A 16,784-nucleotide genomic window follows, 5' to 3' on the forward strand; every position below is an offset into this window, starting at 1 on the left:
CTTTTGACCTGATGAAAACACCTCAAGAACGGTTCTACCCAGTGATCCCGGCCGGCGGAGTTGGCTCCCGCCTCTGGCCGCTTTCCCGGGCGGCCGCCCCCAAATTTCTACTCGACCTCACCGGCGACGGGTTGTCGCTGTTGCGTCAGACATACGAGCGATTAGCTCCCCTGTCTTCTGGGCCGGTCATGGTGGTGACCGGTGAATCGCACGCCAATGCAGTGACCCAGCAGATCCCCGAGCTACGCGGTGCAGACCTCGTTCTCGAGCCTTCACCGCGCGATTCGGCCGCAGCCATCGCGCTGGCCTGCGCCATTATCCGCTCCCGCGACGAAGACGCGATCGTCGGCTCCTTCGCCGCCGACCACGTCATTAACCCGGTCGAGCAGTTCCACACCGTGGTGCGTGAGGCCATCGAGACCGCCGCCACCGGCAAGATCGTGACCATCGGCATCGAGCCGACCGAGCCGTCCACCGCCTTTGGGTACATCCGCGCGCCCAAGCCCCTGGACGTCCCCGGCGCCCCCTCGGCGCAAGAGGTGGATTCGTTCGTCGAAAAGCCAGACGCCGCCACCGCCGCCGAATACCTGGCCTCGGGTAATTACACCTGGAACGCCGGCATGTTCGTTGCCCCGGCCTCGCTGATGCTCGAGCATCTCCGCCGCACCGAGCCCGAGTTGCACGACGGCGTCCTCAAGATCGCCGCCGCGTGGGACACCCCCGAGAGGGAGTCCGTCATGGAACAAACCTGGCCCACGCTGACCAAGACCGCCATCGACTACGCCGTGGCAGAACCTGCTGCGGCCGCCGGTGACGTGGCGATGGTGCCCGGTTCGTTTGATTGGGACGACGTCGGAGACTTCGACGCCGTAGCACGCCTCAACCAGGAGAAAACCGGGGAAGACCTGACCATCCTCGGCGAAAAATCAGAGGTGATCGCCCGCGATACCACCGGTATCATCGCGGCTAACGCCGGTCGCCGGGTGGTCGTGATCGGCATGGACGACGTGGTGGTCGTCGACACCGAGGACGCCCTGTTGGTGACCTCCCGTAAAGATGCCCAGCGCGTTAAGGAGGCCGTGGCGCAGCTGAAGAAACACGGTGGCACCAAACTCCTCTAAAGCGGTGGAGGCGGGGAACGCCTGGGTAGTGTCTACCGGCGAAGCGGTATTACCGCGTGATCCCACCACTGCCCCGACTCGTATTCAGACACCAGGAGCTGGTCCACTTCAAAGTGGACCAGCTCTTCTGGTATCTGCGCAAAATGCCGCAACGACTCGGCAAGTACCGGCGCCGGCAAGCGCATTCCCAGGGTCAAATGCGGGATGAAGGGAAAGGGCGAGGCACTGGGGCCCAGCACCTGGGCGCTCAGTTGGTTGAGCGAGTATAAATGCTGCGCACCGCGCGTCACCGGCAGGTAGGTCACGGGGCTCTCCGGTTCGAAGGACGCCGGCTCCCCCAGGCTGATCGCCACCGGGCCGTGGTCGGCCACACGCCGTTGCATAACCTCCAGCCGGGCGGCCAGGTGGGCAGGTTCGCGGCACACGTGCACCGTGATGTGCGCGTGGTGGTGCTGAGCCGGGGTATGCCGGGCTCGCCAGGAGGCGATCCGCTCCCCGAGCGCATCGGGCACGGGGGCCAACACGCTGAGGTAGCGGGCGCTACCGACAAGGGTGGGAGAACCGCCGTTGACCATCGTTGCTATCCGCTAGGCGGCGGGCATAAAGCCCACGTTGCGATAGACGTTGTTGACGGTCACCGAGGCGATCTCGCGAGCTCGGGTGGCCCCCAGCGCCAGCAGGCGGTCCAGCTCGGCAGGGTCGTCCAGCAGTTCCAGGGCGCGGTCGCGGATCGGGCCGAGGGTATCGGCGACCAGCTCGGCGAGGTCTACCTTCAGGTGGCCGTACATCTTGCCCTGGTAATCGGCGACGATGTCGTCAACAGGCTTACCCGAGACTGCCGAGTAAATGGAGAGCAGGTTAGAGACGCCCGGCTTGGTCTCGCGGTCGAAGCTGATCTCGGAGCCGTCGTCGGTAACCGCCGACTTGATCTTCTTTGCGGTCTTCTTCGGGTCGTCCAGCAACCAGATGATGCCCTTGTCGTTCTGCGCCGACTTGCTCATCTTGGAGGTGGGGTTCTGCAGGTCGTAGATCTTCGCGGTTTCTTTGAGGATCGTCGGTTCGGGCACCACGAAGGTCTCGCCGAAGCGGGAGTTGAACCGCTGGGCGAGGTTGCGGGTCAATTCGAGGTGCTGACGCTGGTCTTCACCCACGGGCACGACATTGGCCTGGTAGAGCAGGATGTCTGCGGCCATAAGAATCGGGTAGGTGAACAACCCCACCGAGGCGTTTTCGGCACCTGACTTGGCGGCCTTGTCTTTGAACTGGGTCATGCGCGAGGCCTCGCCGAAACCGGTAATGCAGTTCAGCACCCACGCCAGCTGGGCGTGTTCGGGCACCTGCGACTGCACGAACAGCGGGGTCTTCTCGGGATCCACGCCGCAGGCGATGTACTGTGCGGCGGTCTTGCGGGTGCGTTCCAGCATCAGGGCAGGATCCTGAGGAACGGTGATCGCGTGCATGTCCGGAATAAAGTACAGGCACTCGAACTCTGACTGCATGCCCACCCAGTTGTTGACCGCGCCGATGAAGTTGCCCAGGTGCATCGAATCGGCCGAGGGCTGCGCACCGGAGAAGGCGCGCGGGGCGCCGGTGGCGGCGTTGGGGATTGCGGGTGAGTTTTCTGGAGTAGTCATGGTGTCCTTAGTTTCTAAAACTGATAATCAACCACGAGCGGGGCGTGGTCGCTGAAGCGCTGGTCGTAGGTTTCGGCACGGTCAACCACCGCGGTCACTGCCTTCGCGGCGAGGGCAGGGGTGGCCATGTGGTAGTCGATGCGCCAACCGGCGTCGTTGTCGAAGGCCTTGCCGCGGTACGACCACCAGGTGTAGGGGCCAGGGACGTCGCCGGCGAGTTTGCGCGCCACGTCCACGTATCCGGTCTCGCCAAAGAATTTGTCGAAGTAGGCGCGTTCCTGCGGCAGGAACCCGGCGCGCTTCTGGTTGGCTTTCCAGTTCTTGATGTCCAGTTCGGTGTGGCCGACGTTGAGGTCGCCGACGATCAGCACGTGATCGGAGTGTTCGGCCAGTTCGGGCATGCGCACTAGCATGCGGTCGAGAAAACGATACTTATCCTCTTGCTTGGGAGTGTCGACTTCACCGGAGTGCACGTATGCGGAAACCACGGTCAGGGTTTCGCCATTGGGTAGCGTGATGTCGGCTTCGACCCAGCGGCCGGAGTCGGTGAAGTAGTCGTCACCTATGTGTGCGCGCTCGGCCACGTGGGCGCCTTCCAGTAGCTCGCCGTGGGAGTTAGGGGTGGTGCGGGTCGCGATCAGGACGCCGGCGCGTCCTTTGGCGGCGGCCTCGGCGTGGAGGATGTGCCACTGGCTCTCGTCCAACAGTTCGCGCACGATCTTGTCGGGGGCGCGCACCTCTTGCAGGCACAGCACGTCTACATCGCGGTTCTCCAGCCAGTTGGCCATGTCTTTGCGGTAGGCTGCGCGAATGCCGTTGACGTTCACGGATGCTACGCGCAGGGTGTTTTTCGCGCGGGTCATCTAGTGGCCTTTCTTCGCTTCTTTGATCATGCCCATGCCGTTTTGAGCGGTGGTGTTGATGGTGTCGAGGGCCCGATCAATCATGCCTTCGGCGTCTGCCGAGGGGTTGGCTCGTTCGTCGGCGATGACTTTGGACTGCACCAACACGATCTGAAAACTGTGAGAGAGTTTGTTGTCGAGCATCGAGTTCTGTTCGTCGCGCGCGGTTGAAGCGGCGAGCTCGAAGTTCTGTTGCGCGGCCTTGGCCTGCCGGTTAACCAAGTACGCCAGGTAGATGGCCACGCCCAGCCAGGCAAGAATCAACCCGGCGATGATCCAGCCCAAGACCGAGGCTTCGTTGCGCGCGGTGAGGATTGCAAAGATCAGCAGGATCACCAGGATCACCCCGCCGATCCCGGCGCCGATCATCGCCTGCTTATTGGTCTCTTGTCTGGTGGTTTCCGTGGCCGAAGATTGCATGGTTCCTATTATGCCAAAGTGGCGCGGGCTCACGTGACCGGCGGTGGGGTGCACGTAAGATAACCAGTATGAGTCAAGACACTTCCCCCGCCGCGCGAGGCCCCCGCTCGCGAACCATCGCGGCAGATGGTTTCGGTGGCTCACCCAAATACATGAATGTCGCCCGTTTCGTCTACGACCAGTTCGTGCTCCCCGGAGCGGCGCACGACCGGCTCCCCACCGAACGGGCCCTGCGCGAGCGATTTGGCGTCTCACGCGATACGGTGCGGCGTGCACTGGCGGCTCTGGAAAACCGTGGCCTGATCTACCACGTGCAGGGGTCGGGTACGTTTATCGCCGACGCCGCGGAAAGCGTCAGCGAACCCAAGCTCATTTCTTTTACCCGCGATATGGCCAGGCGCGGCCTCGATCCCTCGACTCGCACCCTGGCCTGCCACCAGGTGCAGGCCTCCGCCGAGGTCGCCGCGGACCTCGGTTTGGAGGAGTCCACCGCGGTGATCGAGATCGTGCGGTTGCGGCGAGCCGACGGCGAACCCATCGGCATCGAAACCGCATGGTTCCTACCCGAGGCCTTCGCCGAGGTGGCCCCGGAGTCCACCGCCACCCTAGAGAACCTGCTGAGCAAGAACGGTTTTGCCGTCACGCAGGCCCGGATGCGGGTCTCGGCGACCACGCTCTTCGGAGAGGACGCCGCCCGGTTGCAGGTGCCGACCGGCTCGGCGGCAATGGTGGTGGAAAGGGTCGGATATACAGCAAAGGGGCAGGCGGTCGAAACCACCCGCACCCTCTACCGGGCCGATCGCTACGATTTCGAGTTCTCACTCCATCGCTAGACCGGTTGATGTAATTATGCGCGCGCCGGTACCCCGACGCTCGGTTGGCTGAGGCTACGCGATTGTCTTAGGCAGCCCGCTCGGCGGCCTCTACCACGTTGACCAGCAACATCGCGCGAGTCATCGGACCCACACCGCCGGGGTTCGGTGAAACCCACGATGCCTTTTCGGCGGCCTCGGGGCTGATGTCACCGGTGAGCTTCTTCTTGCCGGTCTCGGGGTCTTCCACGCGTGAGACTCCAACGTCCAGCAGGATCGCGCCGTCCTTGACCATGTCTGCCTTCACGATGTGGGGCTGTCCTACGGCGGCAACCACCACGTCGGCGGCGCGGAGCGCGCCGGCGACGTCCTGAGTGCCGGTGTGCACCAGGGTCGGGGTCGCGTTGACGTTCTTGCGGGTCAACAACAGGCCCAGCGGACGCCCCACGGTCACACCGCGACCAAAGACGGCCACGGTCTTTCCGTTGAGATCCAGCCCGTGACGGGTGATCAGTTCGATCACGCCGTTGGGGGTGCAGGGTAGCGGGGAGTCCATCTCTCCGCCGGCGTTGAGCACGAGGCGACCGAGGTTGGTCGGGTGCAGGCCGTCGGCATCCTTATCGGGGTCGATCAACTCGAGAATGCGGTTAGTGTCGATGTGCTTGGGCAACGGAAGCTGCACGATGTAGGCGGTGCACGCCGGATCGTTGTTGAGCTTCTCGATCTCCGCTTCGAGCTCTTCCTGAGTGGTGGACTCGGGCAGATCAACGCGGATCGAGGCGATACCCACCTCGGCGCAGTCGCGGTGCTTGCCGCCGACGTAGGAGTGCGATGCCGGGTCGTCGCCCACGAGCACGGTTCCCAGACCGGGGGTGATGCCCTTCTCCTTCAGCGCGGCCACGCGCTCGGCTAACTCTGACTTAATCTGTGAGGCGGTTGCCTTACCGTCGAGAATCTGAGCCATTGTTTACCACTCCTCGATGCCGGAGTAGAGGGGGAACTTCGCGCAGATGGCCTCGGTGCGGGCACGCAGGGCCTCAACGTCGGCACCGGGCTTGAGGGCCTCGGCGATGATGTCCGCAACCTCGGTGAACGCCTCGGCGTCCAGACCGCGGGTGGCCAGCGCGGGGGTGCCGATGCGCAGGCCGGAGGTCACCATCGGCGGACGCGGGTCGTTGGGCACAGCGTTACGGTTGACGGTGATGCCCACCGAGTGCAGCAGGTCTTCGGCTTCGCGACCGTTGAGTTCAGCGTTGATGAGGTCGACGAGCACCAGGTGGACGTCGGTGCCGCCGGAGATCAGGCGGATGCCGGCGTCCTTGGCGTCTTGCTGGCTCAGGCGGTCGGCCAGGATGCGAGCGCCTTCGAGGGTGCGCTGCTGGCGATCCTTGAACTCATCGCTGGCGGCGATCTTGAAGGCGGTGGCCTTGGCGGCGATCACGTGCATGAGCGGGCCACCCTGCTGACCGGGGAATACCGCCGAGTCGATCTTCTTCTTCAGGTCCTCCACGCAGAGGATCAGGCCCGAGCGGGGGCCGCCGATGGTCTTGTGCACGGTCGAAGAGACCACGTGTGCGTGCGGGACCGGATTCGGATGCAGTCCGGCTGCGACCAGGCCAGCGAAGTGGGCCATGTCGACCCAGAGGTAGGCGCCGACTTCGTCCGCGATCTCGCGGAACTTGGCGAAGTCCAACTGACGGGTGTAGGCGGACCAGCCGGCGATGATGACCTTGGGCTTCTCCTTGAGGGCCAGCTCGCGCACCTCGTCCATGTCGACCTTGCCGGTCTCTTCGTTCACTCCGTAGGCGACGATGTTGTAGAGCTTGCCCGAGACGTTGAGCTTCATGCCGTGGGTCAGATGGCCGCCGTGCGCGAGGGAGAGACCCATCAGGGTATCGCCGGGCTGTAGCAGAGCCTGCATGACGGCGGTGTTAGCCTGCGCGCCGGAGTGGGGCTGAACGTTGGCATGCTCGGCGCCGAAGAGGCTCTTGACGCGGTCAATGGCCAGCTGTTCGACGACGTCCACGAACTCGCAACCGCCGTAGTAACGGCGACCGGGGTAGCCCTCGGCGTACTTATTGGTCAATACCGAACCTTGAGCCTCGAGTACGGAACGCGGAACGAAATTCTCGGAGGCAATCATCTCGAGAGTGTTCTGCTGACGTTCCTGCTCATTTCTGAGGGCTTCGGCGACCTCGGGGTCTACCTCATTCAGCGGCTTGTTCATTACCGAATCTGTGACGGTCATGCAACGGTCCTTTCGCTTGAGCGGTCTTGATGTCTTAGGGCTACTCCCTCGGCGCGATGCGCCCGCATCCCTACCAGTCTAAGTGAGTTGAGTCATGTCTGTATATCTTAGGGTGATCCTGACCCATTGCCGACGCCGATCCCCTTAATTGGAGGTGAATTACCGCCCCCAGAGCCAAAATGTTCAACATATGAAACAAATTCGTTTAGATGGTAAACAAAATTGGCCGAGTGATCTTTTTAACTACCCTCCGATGACGTGCCGAAACGCAGGCTGAAAAATTGAGAACTCATAGCTACCCAACAGCGACCGGCGGCCCTCGCTTGGTAGACTAGAGCGGGCTCGATGCACGGGGAAATGCATCGTACGTCTCACCAGAAGAGTTCACCGTTGCGGGTGAACCCACCATATTTTCGCGAAAGGGCACATCATGGGGAATGCTCAATCGCGTCGTGAAGCGCGTGAAGCACAGCGGAAGAAAAATAACCGTAAGTGGATCGCTCTCGGCGGCGCCGGAGTCATCTTGCTCAGTGGCGGAGCGCTGGCTTATCAGCTCTCCGGCAACGAAGCCTCACCCAACGACCCGCAGGCTATTCCTAGCTCGTGTGTGTCGACTCAGCGCGTGACCGTTGCTACCAACACGACCATGGCAGAGGTTCTCAAGAACATCCCTGTCAGCGCAGACGACTGCATCGCGTTGGCTATCTCCGATAACCACTCGGCCAACGACGTCGCCCACCAGATCACCGACGATAAAGCCGCGCCGAATCTTTGGATCCCGGACTCCTCCACCCGCGCCCAACTGGCGCTGGCGGGTAAGGCTAAGGTCATCACCAAAGATAAGTCGCTGGCGAAAACACCCGGCGTTGTTGTCAGCAAAGACGGCTCCACCACGTATAAGAACTGGAACGACGTGCTGGCCGCCAACACCGACGTCTCGATGGCAGACCCGAAGATTGATTCTGGCGCGTTCTTGGCCGTCATCAATGCCGCCGCCGAGACTTCCCAGGGCGCGGTGAACCAGCAAGTACTGACCGCCAATACCAGTTTGCGCGCCCAGACCATCGGCGTGGACGTGCCCGAAGACCTCTCCCCCACCGAACAGTTGGACGCGGTGGCGCAGGGCAAGATGAAGTCTGCGGTGGTATCTGAGGCCGACTTTGCCAAGTACATAAAGGACCACGGGGACTCGGGCCTGAAGGCACAGGTTCCCGGTTCGGCAACCAACGAGTTGGACTTCCCGATGTATCAGCCCGCCCAGGGCAACGAGGCGAACAACACCGTGGGTCAGGCCGCCGACAAGATCTCGGCCTACCTCAGCTCTGAAGAAGGCAAGAAGGCGCTGGCCGACGCCGGGCTGCGTACCGAAGACAATTCCGCACTCACCGACCACTCGGTGGGCCAGGTCAAGCCACTGGACTCCAAAGACCCGAAGGTCACCGCCGATACCTGGTCAGCTTACAAGTTGCAGTCCGCGCCGATGAACGCGCTCATCGCAATCGATTCATCCGGTTCGATGGGGTGGAAGCTGAATAGCGACGGCAAGACCCGCATGGATGTTACCAAGGAAGCCGTGGCCGCCGGTTCGCAACTCTTCCCGATTCGTGACTCGATGGGTCTGTGGGAGTTTGCCTACAACCTCGAAACCGTAGATGGTAAACCGCGCGATTACCGCGAAGTGGTGCCGATTCGTAGCTTCGGTGCCGAGTTGGACGGCCAGACCCAGCGCGAGGTCCTGCTGCAGCAGGGTGAGAGCATCACCCCGCATAAGGACTCGTACACGGGCCTGAACGACACCACGCTGGCGGCGTTCCGAAACATCAAGAAGAACTTCCAGAATGACTCGGCGAACGTCGTGGTGATCATGACCGACGGTGAAGATACAGACCCGAACGGAATCTCTACCGAGAAGCTCATCGAGACCATTCAGCGGGAGCAAGACCCCGAGAACCCGATTTACTTTGTGATGATCGGTATCTCGGAGGACGCCAATATGACCGCACTCGAGTCGTTGGCGACCCAGATCGGTGGCGAGGCCTTCCAGGCCAATAGCCCCGAGGATATCCAGAAGGTCTTCCAGGAGGCTTTGACTCAGCAGTCGAAGAAGGAGATGGCGGCAGGCCCCTCCGCCGGCTAGATCCCCCCTCCCTAAAACAACGGTGGCCGTCTCTGTAGCGAGACGGACACCGTTTGCTCTTAAGCCGCGGAGAGAGGGAGGCGTGAAGCTCCGTCTGGACTGACGAGCCCCCAGGGCGAGGAAGGAAGCAGGAGCGAACGCCTCCCTCCTCGCGGTATTACTGCTCAGCGGATAGGTTGGTTAGTGGAAGAAGTGACGGGATGAAGGGCGGGATTCCGAGCGAGCGAGGAAACAAATCCCGCCCGGAATCGGCGCCCGTCCCTCCGTTATTTAGTGGAAGAAGTGACGGGCGCCGGTAGTGTACATCGTCACCCCAGCAGCCTTCGCGGCCTCAATGACTTCTTCGTCGCGGATCGATCCACCGGGTTGCACGACTGCGCGCACACCGGCGTCCAGCAAAACCTGCAGGCCGTCGGCGAAGGGGAAGAACGCGTCGGACGCCGCCACCGCACCGCGTGCGCGCTCGGCGCCGTCGGCCAGGGTGTTGGCGCGCTCGACGGAGAGCTTGCAGGAGTCCACGCGGTTGACCTGGCCCATGCCGATACCCACGGCGGCGCCGTTGTCGGCCAGCAAGATGCCGTTGGACTTGGCCGCGCGCAGAGCACGCCAGGCGAAGTTCAGGTCTGCCAGGGTCTTCTCGTCGGCCGGTTCGCCGGCAACGAGGGTCCAGTTGGCGGGGTCGTCGCCTTCGGCCTGCAGGCGATCGGCCTCTTGGAAGAGCGCGCCGCCGGAGACCGCGCGGTATTCCAGGGCCTCCCGCTCGAAGCCTTCGGGCAGCACCAGGATGCGCAGGTTCTTCTTGCTCTGCAGGATCTCCAGCGCTTCGTCCGAGTAGGAGGGCGCGATGATGACCTCGGTGAAGATGCCCTTGACGGTCTGAGCCATGCCGGCGGTGACCTTGCGGTTGGCGGCGATCACTCCACCGTAGGCCGAGAGCGGATCGCAGGCGTGGGCCTTAGCGTGGGCGTCGGCGATCGGATCTTCCGCGCCTTCGCTGGCCACGGCGATGCCGCAGGGATTGTTGTGCTTAATGATCGCCACGGCGGGAGCGTCGAAGTCGTACGCGGCGCGCAGGGCGGCGTCGCCGTCGACGTAGTTGTTGTAGCTCATGGCCTTACCGCCGAGCTGTTCCGCCTGGGCGATGCCGGGCTTGGCAGCCGGGTCGACGTAGAGCGCGCCCTTCTGATGCGGGTTTTCGCCGTAGCGCAGCGACTCGGAACGCTCGAACGAGAGACCGGCGAAGGGCGGCCAGTAGTTTGCGTCTTCATCGGTCTCGAACTGCGCGGCGGTCCAGGTGGCCACGGCGGTGTCGTAAGCGGCGGTGTGCGCGAACGCGCCCGAGGCCAGGCGGCGGCGCTCAGCGAGGGTGAAGCCACCCTCCTTCGCGGCGCGAACCACGTCGTCGTAGCGGGCTGGGTCAACAACGACGGCCACGGCATCGTGGTTCTTGGCGGCGGCGCGCACCATGGAAGGGCCGCCGATGTCGATCTTCTCGATGATGGCATCTTGATCCGCGCCGGAGGCGACGGTGTCGACGAACGGGTAGAGGTTCACAACCACCAGGTCGAAGGGCTCGATGTCCATTTCGTTCAGGGTGTCGATGTGTTCCTGCTTGCGGCGGTCGGCGAGAATGCCGGCGTGCACGCGCGGGTGCAGGGTCTTCACGCGGCCCTCCAGACACTCGGGGAACCCGGTGATGTCGGAAACTTCGGTGACGGGCACTCCGGCCTCAGCGATCTTGGACGCCGTCGAGCCGGTGGAGACGATGGACACTCCGGCCTCGTGGAGGCCGCGCGCCAGATCTTCCAGGCCGGTCTTGTCGAAGACGGAAATCAGTGCGCGCTTGACGGGCACGCGGTCGAGCTCAATGAGACTCACAAATACTCCCATGTCTTTCGCCCGCATGAGCTGCGGGCTGGTGGATGGATTCATCGGTTGGTTGAGTCGGTTTGAGCCCCGACCCGCAGGCTTCGAACCGAAGTGGTTCTAAATCTTGGGGCCGTTAGTTGCTCGGTTGCGGCAACTGGGCGATGGTCTGCACCAGGAGCTGGCGCTCTTCGACCTTGATTCGTTCATGGAGCGACTCCTCGGTGTCTCCCTCGAGAACCGGGACTGCGGCTTGGGCCAGGATCGGGCCGGTGTCGACGCCCGAATCCACGAAGTGAACGGTCAGGCCGGTGATTTTCACGCCGTGCGCCAGAGCATCGCGCACCCCGTGGGCACCAGGGAACGATGGTAACAGCGCCGGATGGGTGTTGACGATGCGGTTCGCGAAGCGTGCCACGAGCGCGGCGTCGACGATGCGCATGAACCCGGCGAAGACGATGTAATCGGGGTCGTATTCGGCGATTTTCGCTTCGAGCACCCGGTTCCAGATTTCGCGGTCGGGGTGGTCACCCGGTGCGACGATAAAGGTTTCGATGCCGGCCGCCTGGGCTCGTTCGATCCCGGTGCAGGGTTTGTCGGCTCCTACTGCAGCGATCTCGACGTTCAGTTGCCCCTCGGCGACGGCGTCCATGATGGATTGCAGGTTCGTTCCCGATCCGGAAACCATGACTACTATGCGCATAGAAAGAGTTTAGCGTACCCTCACCGGGGTCTTCCCGCGCAGTCTTGGCCGCTACCCCGGTTGTCTTTCGGTCGCACGGTAGAGGGGGCGGTATCCTGGGGAGTATGCCCCTTCAGACCTCTCAGCCACCGAGCACCCAGCAACTTTCCGACCGCGAGATCGAGCGTCAGCGCACCAGTCTGCGCCTATTTAATCGCGGTTTCATGGCGGCGGCCCTGGTGGGCTTCCTTCTGCTCAGCTATGCGGGTTGGTTTATCGCGGCCGCGCTGGTGTTTCTGTTGATCGCCATCGTCTGCGGGATCGTGGCGCTGGTCAAGATGGCCAAGATTCGCGCCACCGCGGCGGATTTCACCCTGACCGCGCTGTTGCTGGTTAGTTGCTTCTTCATGGCATTCAGCGCCGTGGTGCAGTTGATTTTCATCGAGCAGACCAACGAGTACGCGCGGTGCACCAATTCGGCATTGACGATCTCCCGGCAGGCTCAGTGCCAGAAACAGCTGGAAGATTCGATGCTGGGCACCCTGCTGGGCAAATAATCCACCGGTTGCCCGCCTGAGCGCTTAGTCGCGCGGACGCCGCGACTTAGGACGTTTGATCACGCGCCCGCGGCTGAGTTTCGGCTTCACGGGGTCGTCCTCGCGAACCGGTTCAGCACTCTCCGACGCCGCGGGAGCATCCTGGTCTCGGTTCTGCGCTGTGGGTTGCGGCTCTGTGGGTTGCGGCTCTGCGGGGGCCGGTTCTGCAGGAATACCCAGCGGGATGACCTTGGCGGAGCCGGGTGCGGTGTCTTCTGCCGCGGTCTGTGCCGGGACGTTGCGCGCGGCACCGCCCTTGACGGCAACGGCCTGACCAGAAGCATCCTGATTTGCGAGGTCTCGCTCGGCGGACGGTTCGTCCTCCTCGGGCACGAAGACCTCCTCGGCACGTTCACCGGTTTTCCGCCGGCCGGTGCGGCGGGCGGCCTTCGCCTCGGCGCGACGCTGCTTCTTTTCCGCCCGGCGCGATCCGCGCGAGCTCTCAGCGAAGCGTTCCAACTCGTCGCTATCGTTCTTCTCCAGCAAGGGCGCCAAGGCCGATCCGAGCACCACACCCAGGGCAACCGTCGCGGCCGTCATCAGCGCGAAGAACAGCGGGTGCGGGCCGATGTCGGTGAAGCGGCCCAGACCCAGGGAGCCGTGGGCGAACCAACCCAGCGCGGCAGTGAACAGGCCGGTGAGCAAGCCGATGAGAACGGCCAGACCAAGAGTGGACAACAGCCAGGAAAGCGGACGGAACTTCAGCTTCAACGAAACCCAGTCGTCGAAGTGGTTCTCGCCGGCCCGGAAGAACCACCAACCGGCCAGCATGCCGGCCAGTACCGGCGCCAACAACAGCAACAGCGACCACGGGGCCGCCAGGTGCGGGATAGCCCCCAGAACCGGCAGCGAGGGGAGCATCCCCAAGTTGGTGCCACCCAGGTTCGCCGAGGTGCCCTCGCCGAACGAGAATCCCGCGCCGGTGCTCAGTGCCATGGCCCACACCACGAGGTTAGGAATGTACCCCAGTTGCAACAGGGTCACGGCGGTATCGCCGATAGCCCCGGCATGAAGTTGTTGGAACAGGGCCACGATATTGCCCCAGTGCACAAAGATCGAGACCGCGGCCAACAGTGCGCCCAGACCGATCAAGGCCACGAACGCCACCACTGCCGAACGGATCACCGCCCAGGCGTAGGAGCCCGCCCAGCGCGAGTACTGGCTGAACCCTGCCACCCACGTTGCAGCGTCCACACCGATCATGCGCGCCAGCGAGCGCGATTCGTACCAGCCTCCGCCGATCACACCGAGCAACACCACCCACAGCGGAATGATGGCCGCCAAAACGGGGTTCGTGATGCTGTAGACACCCGGGAGCAGGAGGCTGACCAGCACCGAGAACACGCTGTAGGCCAGCGCCCCAGCAAGGGTGGGCACCCAGAACTGCCCTTCGTAGGAGGCCTGTGCCAGCCGACGACCCGAGCGGAAGCACAACCCCAGCGGGATGAGCGTCAGCCCCAGAGGGATCAGACTCATCGTGCCGGAGATCGCGGCGAACTGACCGTGGTTGGGAATCTGCAAATGCAACGGCACACCGTGGATCAGCTGCCAAATCTGCCCCGAAAGCGTGACCACCGAAAACGCGTCGCGGTTGTCGAAGCCGTTGGCTCCCCAGACCGCCAGCAGAAGCACCGCCACCGCCACTAACGAGAAGGCCGCGGCAAGCGCTAACTCAAGGGCCCCCTGCATCCACAGGGGCATGGGAAGCCCCCGCATGGCGGGGCGGGACGCTGGGTTTTTGGTGGTGGTTTTCATCGCCTTTTATCTTGTCACATAGACTGGTGAACATGTCGAACCAGCTCAGCAATTCGTACGTACTGATCACCGGCGCATCGTCGGGTATCGGAGCGGAATTCGCCCGCGCATACGCCAGCGAGGGCTACTCCCTGGTGCTCACCGCTCGCCGCGAGCAGGCCCTGGCCGCCGTGGCCGACGAGGTGCGTTCCCGCTATGGTGTGCAGGCCGAGATTCTGCTGGCCGACCTCGGTCGGCAGGAGGACGTTCAGAAGGTGGTCGAGCGCTTGCGTTCGCAGGACGCACCGGTGGAGGTTCTGATCAATAACGCCGGTTTCGGTTTGGGGTCGTCGTTCCATCAGGCCACCACGCAGAAACACCTGCATCAGGTAGATATCTTGGCGCGCGTACCGTTGCAGCTGATGCACACCGCGATCGAGACGATGCTACCGCGCCGCCGCGGCAAGATTATCAACGTGGCTTCGGTGGCCGCGTTCACCCCCGGGGGTACCTACTCGGCGGTCAAGCGCTTCTTGGTGTCGTTAAGTCAGTCGGCCAACGCGCAATACAGCAAAGACGGCCTGCTCATCACGGCGGTCTGCCCCGGGTTGACCCGGTCGGATTTCCATCAGAACATGGGCCAGAGCGAGCCCAACCTGCCGCGGTTCTTCTGGCTGAGCCCCGAGAAGGTGGTCGCAGACGCGATCGCGGCCAACAACGATGGACGCGCCGTCTGCGTTCCCTCGGCACCCTACAAGGTGCTGGTTGCGCTCTCGCGGATCTTGCCCAGCAAGGTGAGCGCGCGGGCGATTCAGAGCACGCGCGACTACTAGTCGTCGAGGAACGGGTTGGTGGCCGCCACGCCCCAGCTCCGGTAGACCTCCGCTTTGGCGGAGATGATCTCGAGATCGTGGATGATCGCGGTGGCCGAGATGAGCCCCTCGAGGGCTGCGGTGGCCACCGGGGCGGTGGTCTCAGAGCCCACCGCGTGCAGGCCGCGTTCGGCATGGCGACCGGCCCATTGCAGGGAGATCTCCGGGGTGATCTCGAGAACGTGGGCGCCGAAGCGCGCGAGCAACTCCCCCAGCCACCGCTCGGTGGAGGGGTATGGGTAGAGTCCCTTGAGTTCCCCAAGGCTGAGCACCGAAATATAGAGCACCTTATAGGAGCGGCGGCGCAGAAAAGCTATGACCTTGCGATCGGGCTCTGCCTTGCGTATCTCTGCAAGAACGTCTGAATCCAGAAGGAGTCCGGCGCTGGGATTCATGCGGCTTTAAGCACTCCATGCTGTGCTGCGGGAATGCCATCGGGGTTAGGCGTAAGGAGGAAGTTCAGAAACTCCGACCGCTCGTGAGAGATCCGAGAGTAATCGTGAATGCTGATCGCGGAGAAACCTCCACGAACCGGAACTGAGGCATCAGAGATACGACGCTGGATATTTTCGTGGGGGCGAGCCGGTGTAGTCATGGCGACCGTGCGCGTGCGCGCATTCCTTTCGAAGTGCTCTTGTCTGTACCAGCCTGCGTTGGTAACGAAACGCGTTAGCAACGCGAATACAGACCGCTTCGTCATCCGAGCCACCCGTGAACATGGGGTTGGCGTTCAACCAAGTCGGAGCTTGACAGTTGAATCTCTTGAAGCTGATTCCCAGATTAGCGCACGTGTGCCACGTTGAAAAGTGGCGTCTCAAAATTTTTTTAATGTGATCTACGGCAAATCCTTGCCCCCATTTCGGGTGAAATTCTTACATTATGTCACCTTAAGTTCCGCGCCAACATTCCCCGTCTGACATGGGCAGACTGTGTTTCAATTAGAGACATCACTCATGGAGGGGGCCAGATTGTCGCGCATAGGAATACGCAAAATCATCGCTACCTGCGCTGTCACTGCCCTCGGGCTCAGTGTGGCCGCGTGTGGCAACCAGACCACCACGGCAGAGACCGATCAGGCCAACACTTCACCCCACAGCACCGATCTCACCGAGGTTCTACCTAGCCAGCAACAGATCCGTTCCACTGAACCGTTTGCTTATCTCATGGCGGATCCTTCAGTGCAAGATTTCACCGCCGACGGCTGGGCGACGTCCCCGGGTAGAACCGCCGCCACCCTCGAAGCGGAGGCCTCCCCCGACCCCACCCTGGCCGAGCAGGTCAATCAGCAGTGTGGTGCCTACGAGGAGGTGGCGCTGGGCCTCATTTCCACGCCGAACGCGCCCTTCACCTTCGAAGACGGCAAGCGCCGCCGCATCAACCTCGGTCAGGCCGGCATCAACCAGATCACCGGGTACAACAGCGTGGTACGCACGGACAGCGCCCAGGCGGCCGAGGATCTGCTCGAGAAGTTTTCCAACAACACGACCGAGTGTGCCAACGCGCTCAACAGCTACTACCCCACCAAACAGGGTCGCTTCGATCTACGCCCGACCACGGTCGACCATAAGTCTGGCGTGGTCACCCTGCGCGGCATGTATAACGGCGATCTCATCTTGGTCAGCCTCGCCCAGCACGGGCAATACCTGGTCAGCACCTGGTTCCGCGCGCTCGACCCCCAGGGCGTGAGCCTCATGGACGAAGCCGGGCACGTCATCGAATCCCTCACCTTGGACAACTTACAGCGACTGAACTAACCCGTT

The 16,784-nt window shown here is 62.8% G+C and carries 16 protein-coding genes and 1 riboswitch; of the genes, 6 read left to right on the forward strand and 10 right to left on the reverse strand.

Going from position 1 to position 16,784, the window contains the following annotated elements:
- Positions 1 to 11: 11 nt before the first annotated feature.
- Complete coding sequence (locus VVR12_RS09935; protein ID WP_368551083.1) at positions 12 to 1,121, forward strand: mannose-1-phosphate guanylyltransferase; 1,110 nt, start codon at positions 12 to 14, stop codon at positions 1,119 to 1,121.
- Positions 1,122 to 1,153: 32 nt separating this feature from the next.
- Here VVR12_RS09935 and VVR12_RS09940 read toward each other — a convergent pair whose 3' ends face one another.
- From VVR12_RS09940 to VVR12_RS09955, 4 genes are read right to left on the reverse strand one after another with little or no spacing between them, the layout of a single operon-like run.
- Positions 1,154 to 1,696: a 2'-5' RNA ligase family protein gene (locus tag VVR12_RS09940; protein WP_368551084.1), complete on the reverse strand. Its 543-nt coding sequence runs from the start codon at positions 1,694 to 1,696 to the stop codon at positions 1,154 to 1,156.
- Positions 1,697 to 1,708: 12 nt separating this feature from the next.
- Positions 1,709 to 2,755, reverse strand: a complete 1,047-nt coding sequence (gene trpS / locus VVR12_RS09945; RefSeq protein WP_368551085.1) for a tryptophan--tRNA ligase — start codon at positions 2,753 to 2,755, stop codon at positions 1,709 to 1,711.
- A 14-nt stretch (positions 2,756 to 2,769) separates the two neighbouring features.
- The gene (locus VVR12_RS09950) at positions 2,770 to 3,618 is read right to left on the reverse strand and encodes an exodeoxyribonuclease III (protein ID WP_368551086.1); all 849 of its coding nucleotides are present in this window, start codon (positions 3,616 to 3,618) and stop codon (positions 2,770 to 2,772) included.
- Complete coding sequence (locus VVR12_RS09955; protein ID WP_368551088.1) at positions 3,619 to 4,077, reverse strand: PLD nuclease N-terminal domain-containing protein; 459 nt, start codon at positions 4,075 to 4,077, stop codon at positions 3,619 to 3,621.
- Positions 4,078 to 4,145: 68 nt separating this feature from the next.
- Here VVR12_RS09955 and VVR12_RS09960 point away from each other — a divergent pair, with 68 nt between their 5' ends.
- Complete coding sequence (locus tag VVR12_RS09960; protein WP_368551089.1) at positions 4,146 to 4,910, forward strand: GntR family transcriptional regulator; 765 nt, start codon at positions 4,146 to 4,148, stop codon at positions 4,908 to 4,910.
- A gap of 67 nt (positions 4,911 to 4,977) precedes the next feature.
- On the opposite strand, the gene VVR12_RS09965 is transcribed toward VVR12_RS09960, so the two are convergent.
- A complete protein-coding gene (locus tag VVR12_RS09965) occupies positions 4,978 to 5,853 on the reverse strand; it encodes a bifunctional methylenetetrahydrofolate dehydrogenase/methenyltetrahydrofolate cyclohydrolase (RefSeq protein WP_368551090.1) in 876 nt (291 codons plus the stop codon).
- Between the two features lie 3 nt (positions 5,854 to 5,856).
- A complete protein-coding gene (gene glyA / locus VVR12_RS09970) occupies positions 5,857 to 7,137 on the reverse strand; it encodes a serine hydroxymethyltransferase (RefSeq protein ID WP_368551091.1) in 1,281 nt (426 codons plus the stop codon).
- A gap of 430 nt (positions 7,138 to 7,567) precedes the next feature.
- Between glyA and VVR12_RS09975 the strand changes: the two genes are divergently transcribed.
- Positions 7,568 to 9,274: a substrate-binding domain-containing protein gene (locus tag VVR12_RS09975; protein WP_368551092.1), complete on the forward strand. Its 1,707-nt coding sequence runs from the start codon at positions 7,568 to 7,570 to the stop codon at positions 9,272 to 9,274.
- Positions 9,275 to 9,544: 270 nt separating this feature from the next.
- Here VVR12_RS09975 and purH read toward each other — a convergent pair whose 3' ends face one another.
- Both purH and purN read right to left on the reverse strand, forming a co-directional pair.
- Entirely contained in the window at positions 9,545 to 11,152 is a 1,608-nt protein-coding gene (purH, locus tag VVR12_RS09980; protein WP_368551093.1) for a bifunctional phosphoribosylaminoimidazolecarboxamide formyltransferase/IMP cyclohydrolase, read from the reverse strand.
- A gap of 124 nt (positions 11,153 to 11,276) precedes the next feature.
- Positions 11,277 to 11,843 (reverse strand): phosphoribosylglycinamide formyltransferase, encoded by a 567-nt coding sequence (purN, locus tag VVR12_RS09985; RefSeq protein ID WP_368551094.1) that lies wholly within the window; start codon positions 11,841 to 11,843, stop codon positions 11,277 to 11,279.
- A 104-nt stretch (positions 11,844 to 11,947) separates the two neighbouring features.
- Here purN and VVR12_RS09990 point away from each other — a divergent pair, with 104 nt between their 5' ends.
- Positions 11,948 to 12,379: a hypothetical protein gene (locus VVR12_RS09990; RefSeq protein ID WP_368551095.1), complete on the forward strand. Its 432-nt coding sequence runs from the start codon at positions 11,948 to 11,950 to the stop codon at positions 12,377 to 12,379.
- Between the two features lie 24 nt (positions 12,380 to 12,403).
- Here VVR12_RS09990 and VVR12_RS09995 read toward each other — a convergent pair whose 3' ends face one another.
- On the reverse strand, positions 12,404 to 14,173 hold the full coding sequence (locus VVR12_RS09995; protein WP_368551096.1) for a DUF6350 family protein: 1,770 nt from the start codon (positions 14,171 to 14,173) through the stop codon (positions 12,404 to 12,406).
- A 32-nt stretch (positions 14,174 to 14,205) separates the two neighbouring features.
- Here VVR12_RS09995 and VVR12_RS10000 point away from each other — a divergent pair, with 32 nt between their 5' ends.
- The gene (locus VVR12_RS10000; RefSeq protein WP_368551097.1) at positions 14,206 to 14,985 is read left to right on the forward strand and encodes an SDR family NAD(P)-dependent oxidoreductase; all 780 of its coding nucleotides are present in this window, start codon (positions 14,206 to 14,208) and stop codon (positions 14,983 to 14,985) included.
- On the opposite strand, the gene VVR12_RS10005 is transcribed toward VVR12_RS10000, so the two are convergent.
- On the reverse strand, positions 14,982 to 15,419 hold the full coding sequence (locus VVR12_RS10005; RefSeq protein WP_368551098.1) for a plasmid stabilization protein: 438 nt from the start codon (positions 15,417 to 15,419) through the stop codon (positions 14,982 to 14,984). The genes VVR12_RS10000 and VVR12_RS10005 overlap by 4 nt on opposite strands.
- A 230-nt stretch (positions 15,420 to 15,649) precedes the next feature.
- Positions 15,650 to 15,792: riboswitch (SAM riboswitch) on the reverse strand.
- 200 nt (positions 15,793 to 15,992) lie between these two features.
- Here VVR12_RS10005 and VVR12_RS10010 point away from each other — a divergent pair.
- Complete coding sequence (locus tag VVR12_RS10010) at positions 15,993 to 16,778, forward strand: hypothetical protein (RefSeq protein ID WP_368551099.1); 786 nt, start codon at positions 15,993 to 15,995, stop codon at positions 16,776 to 16,778.
- Positions 16,779 to 16,784 lie beyond the last annotated feature (6 nt).

It is taken from the genome of Rothia sp. LK2588 (genome assembly GCF_040946465.1).
GTDB lineage: Bacteria > Actinomycetota > Actinomycetes > Actinomycetales > Micrococcaceae > Rothia.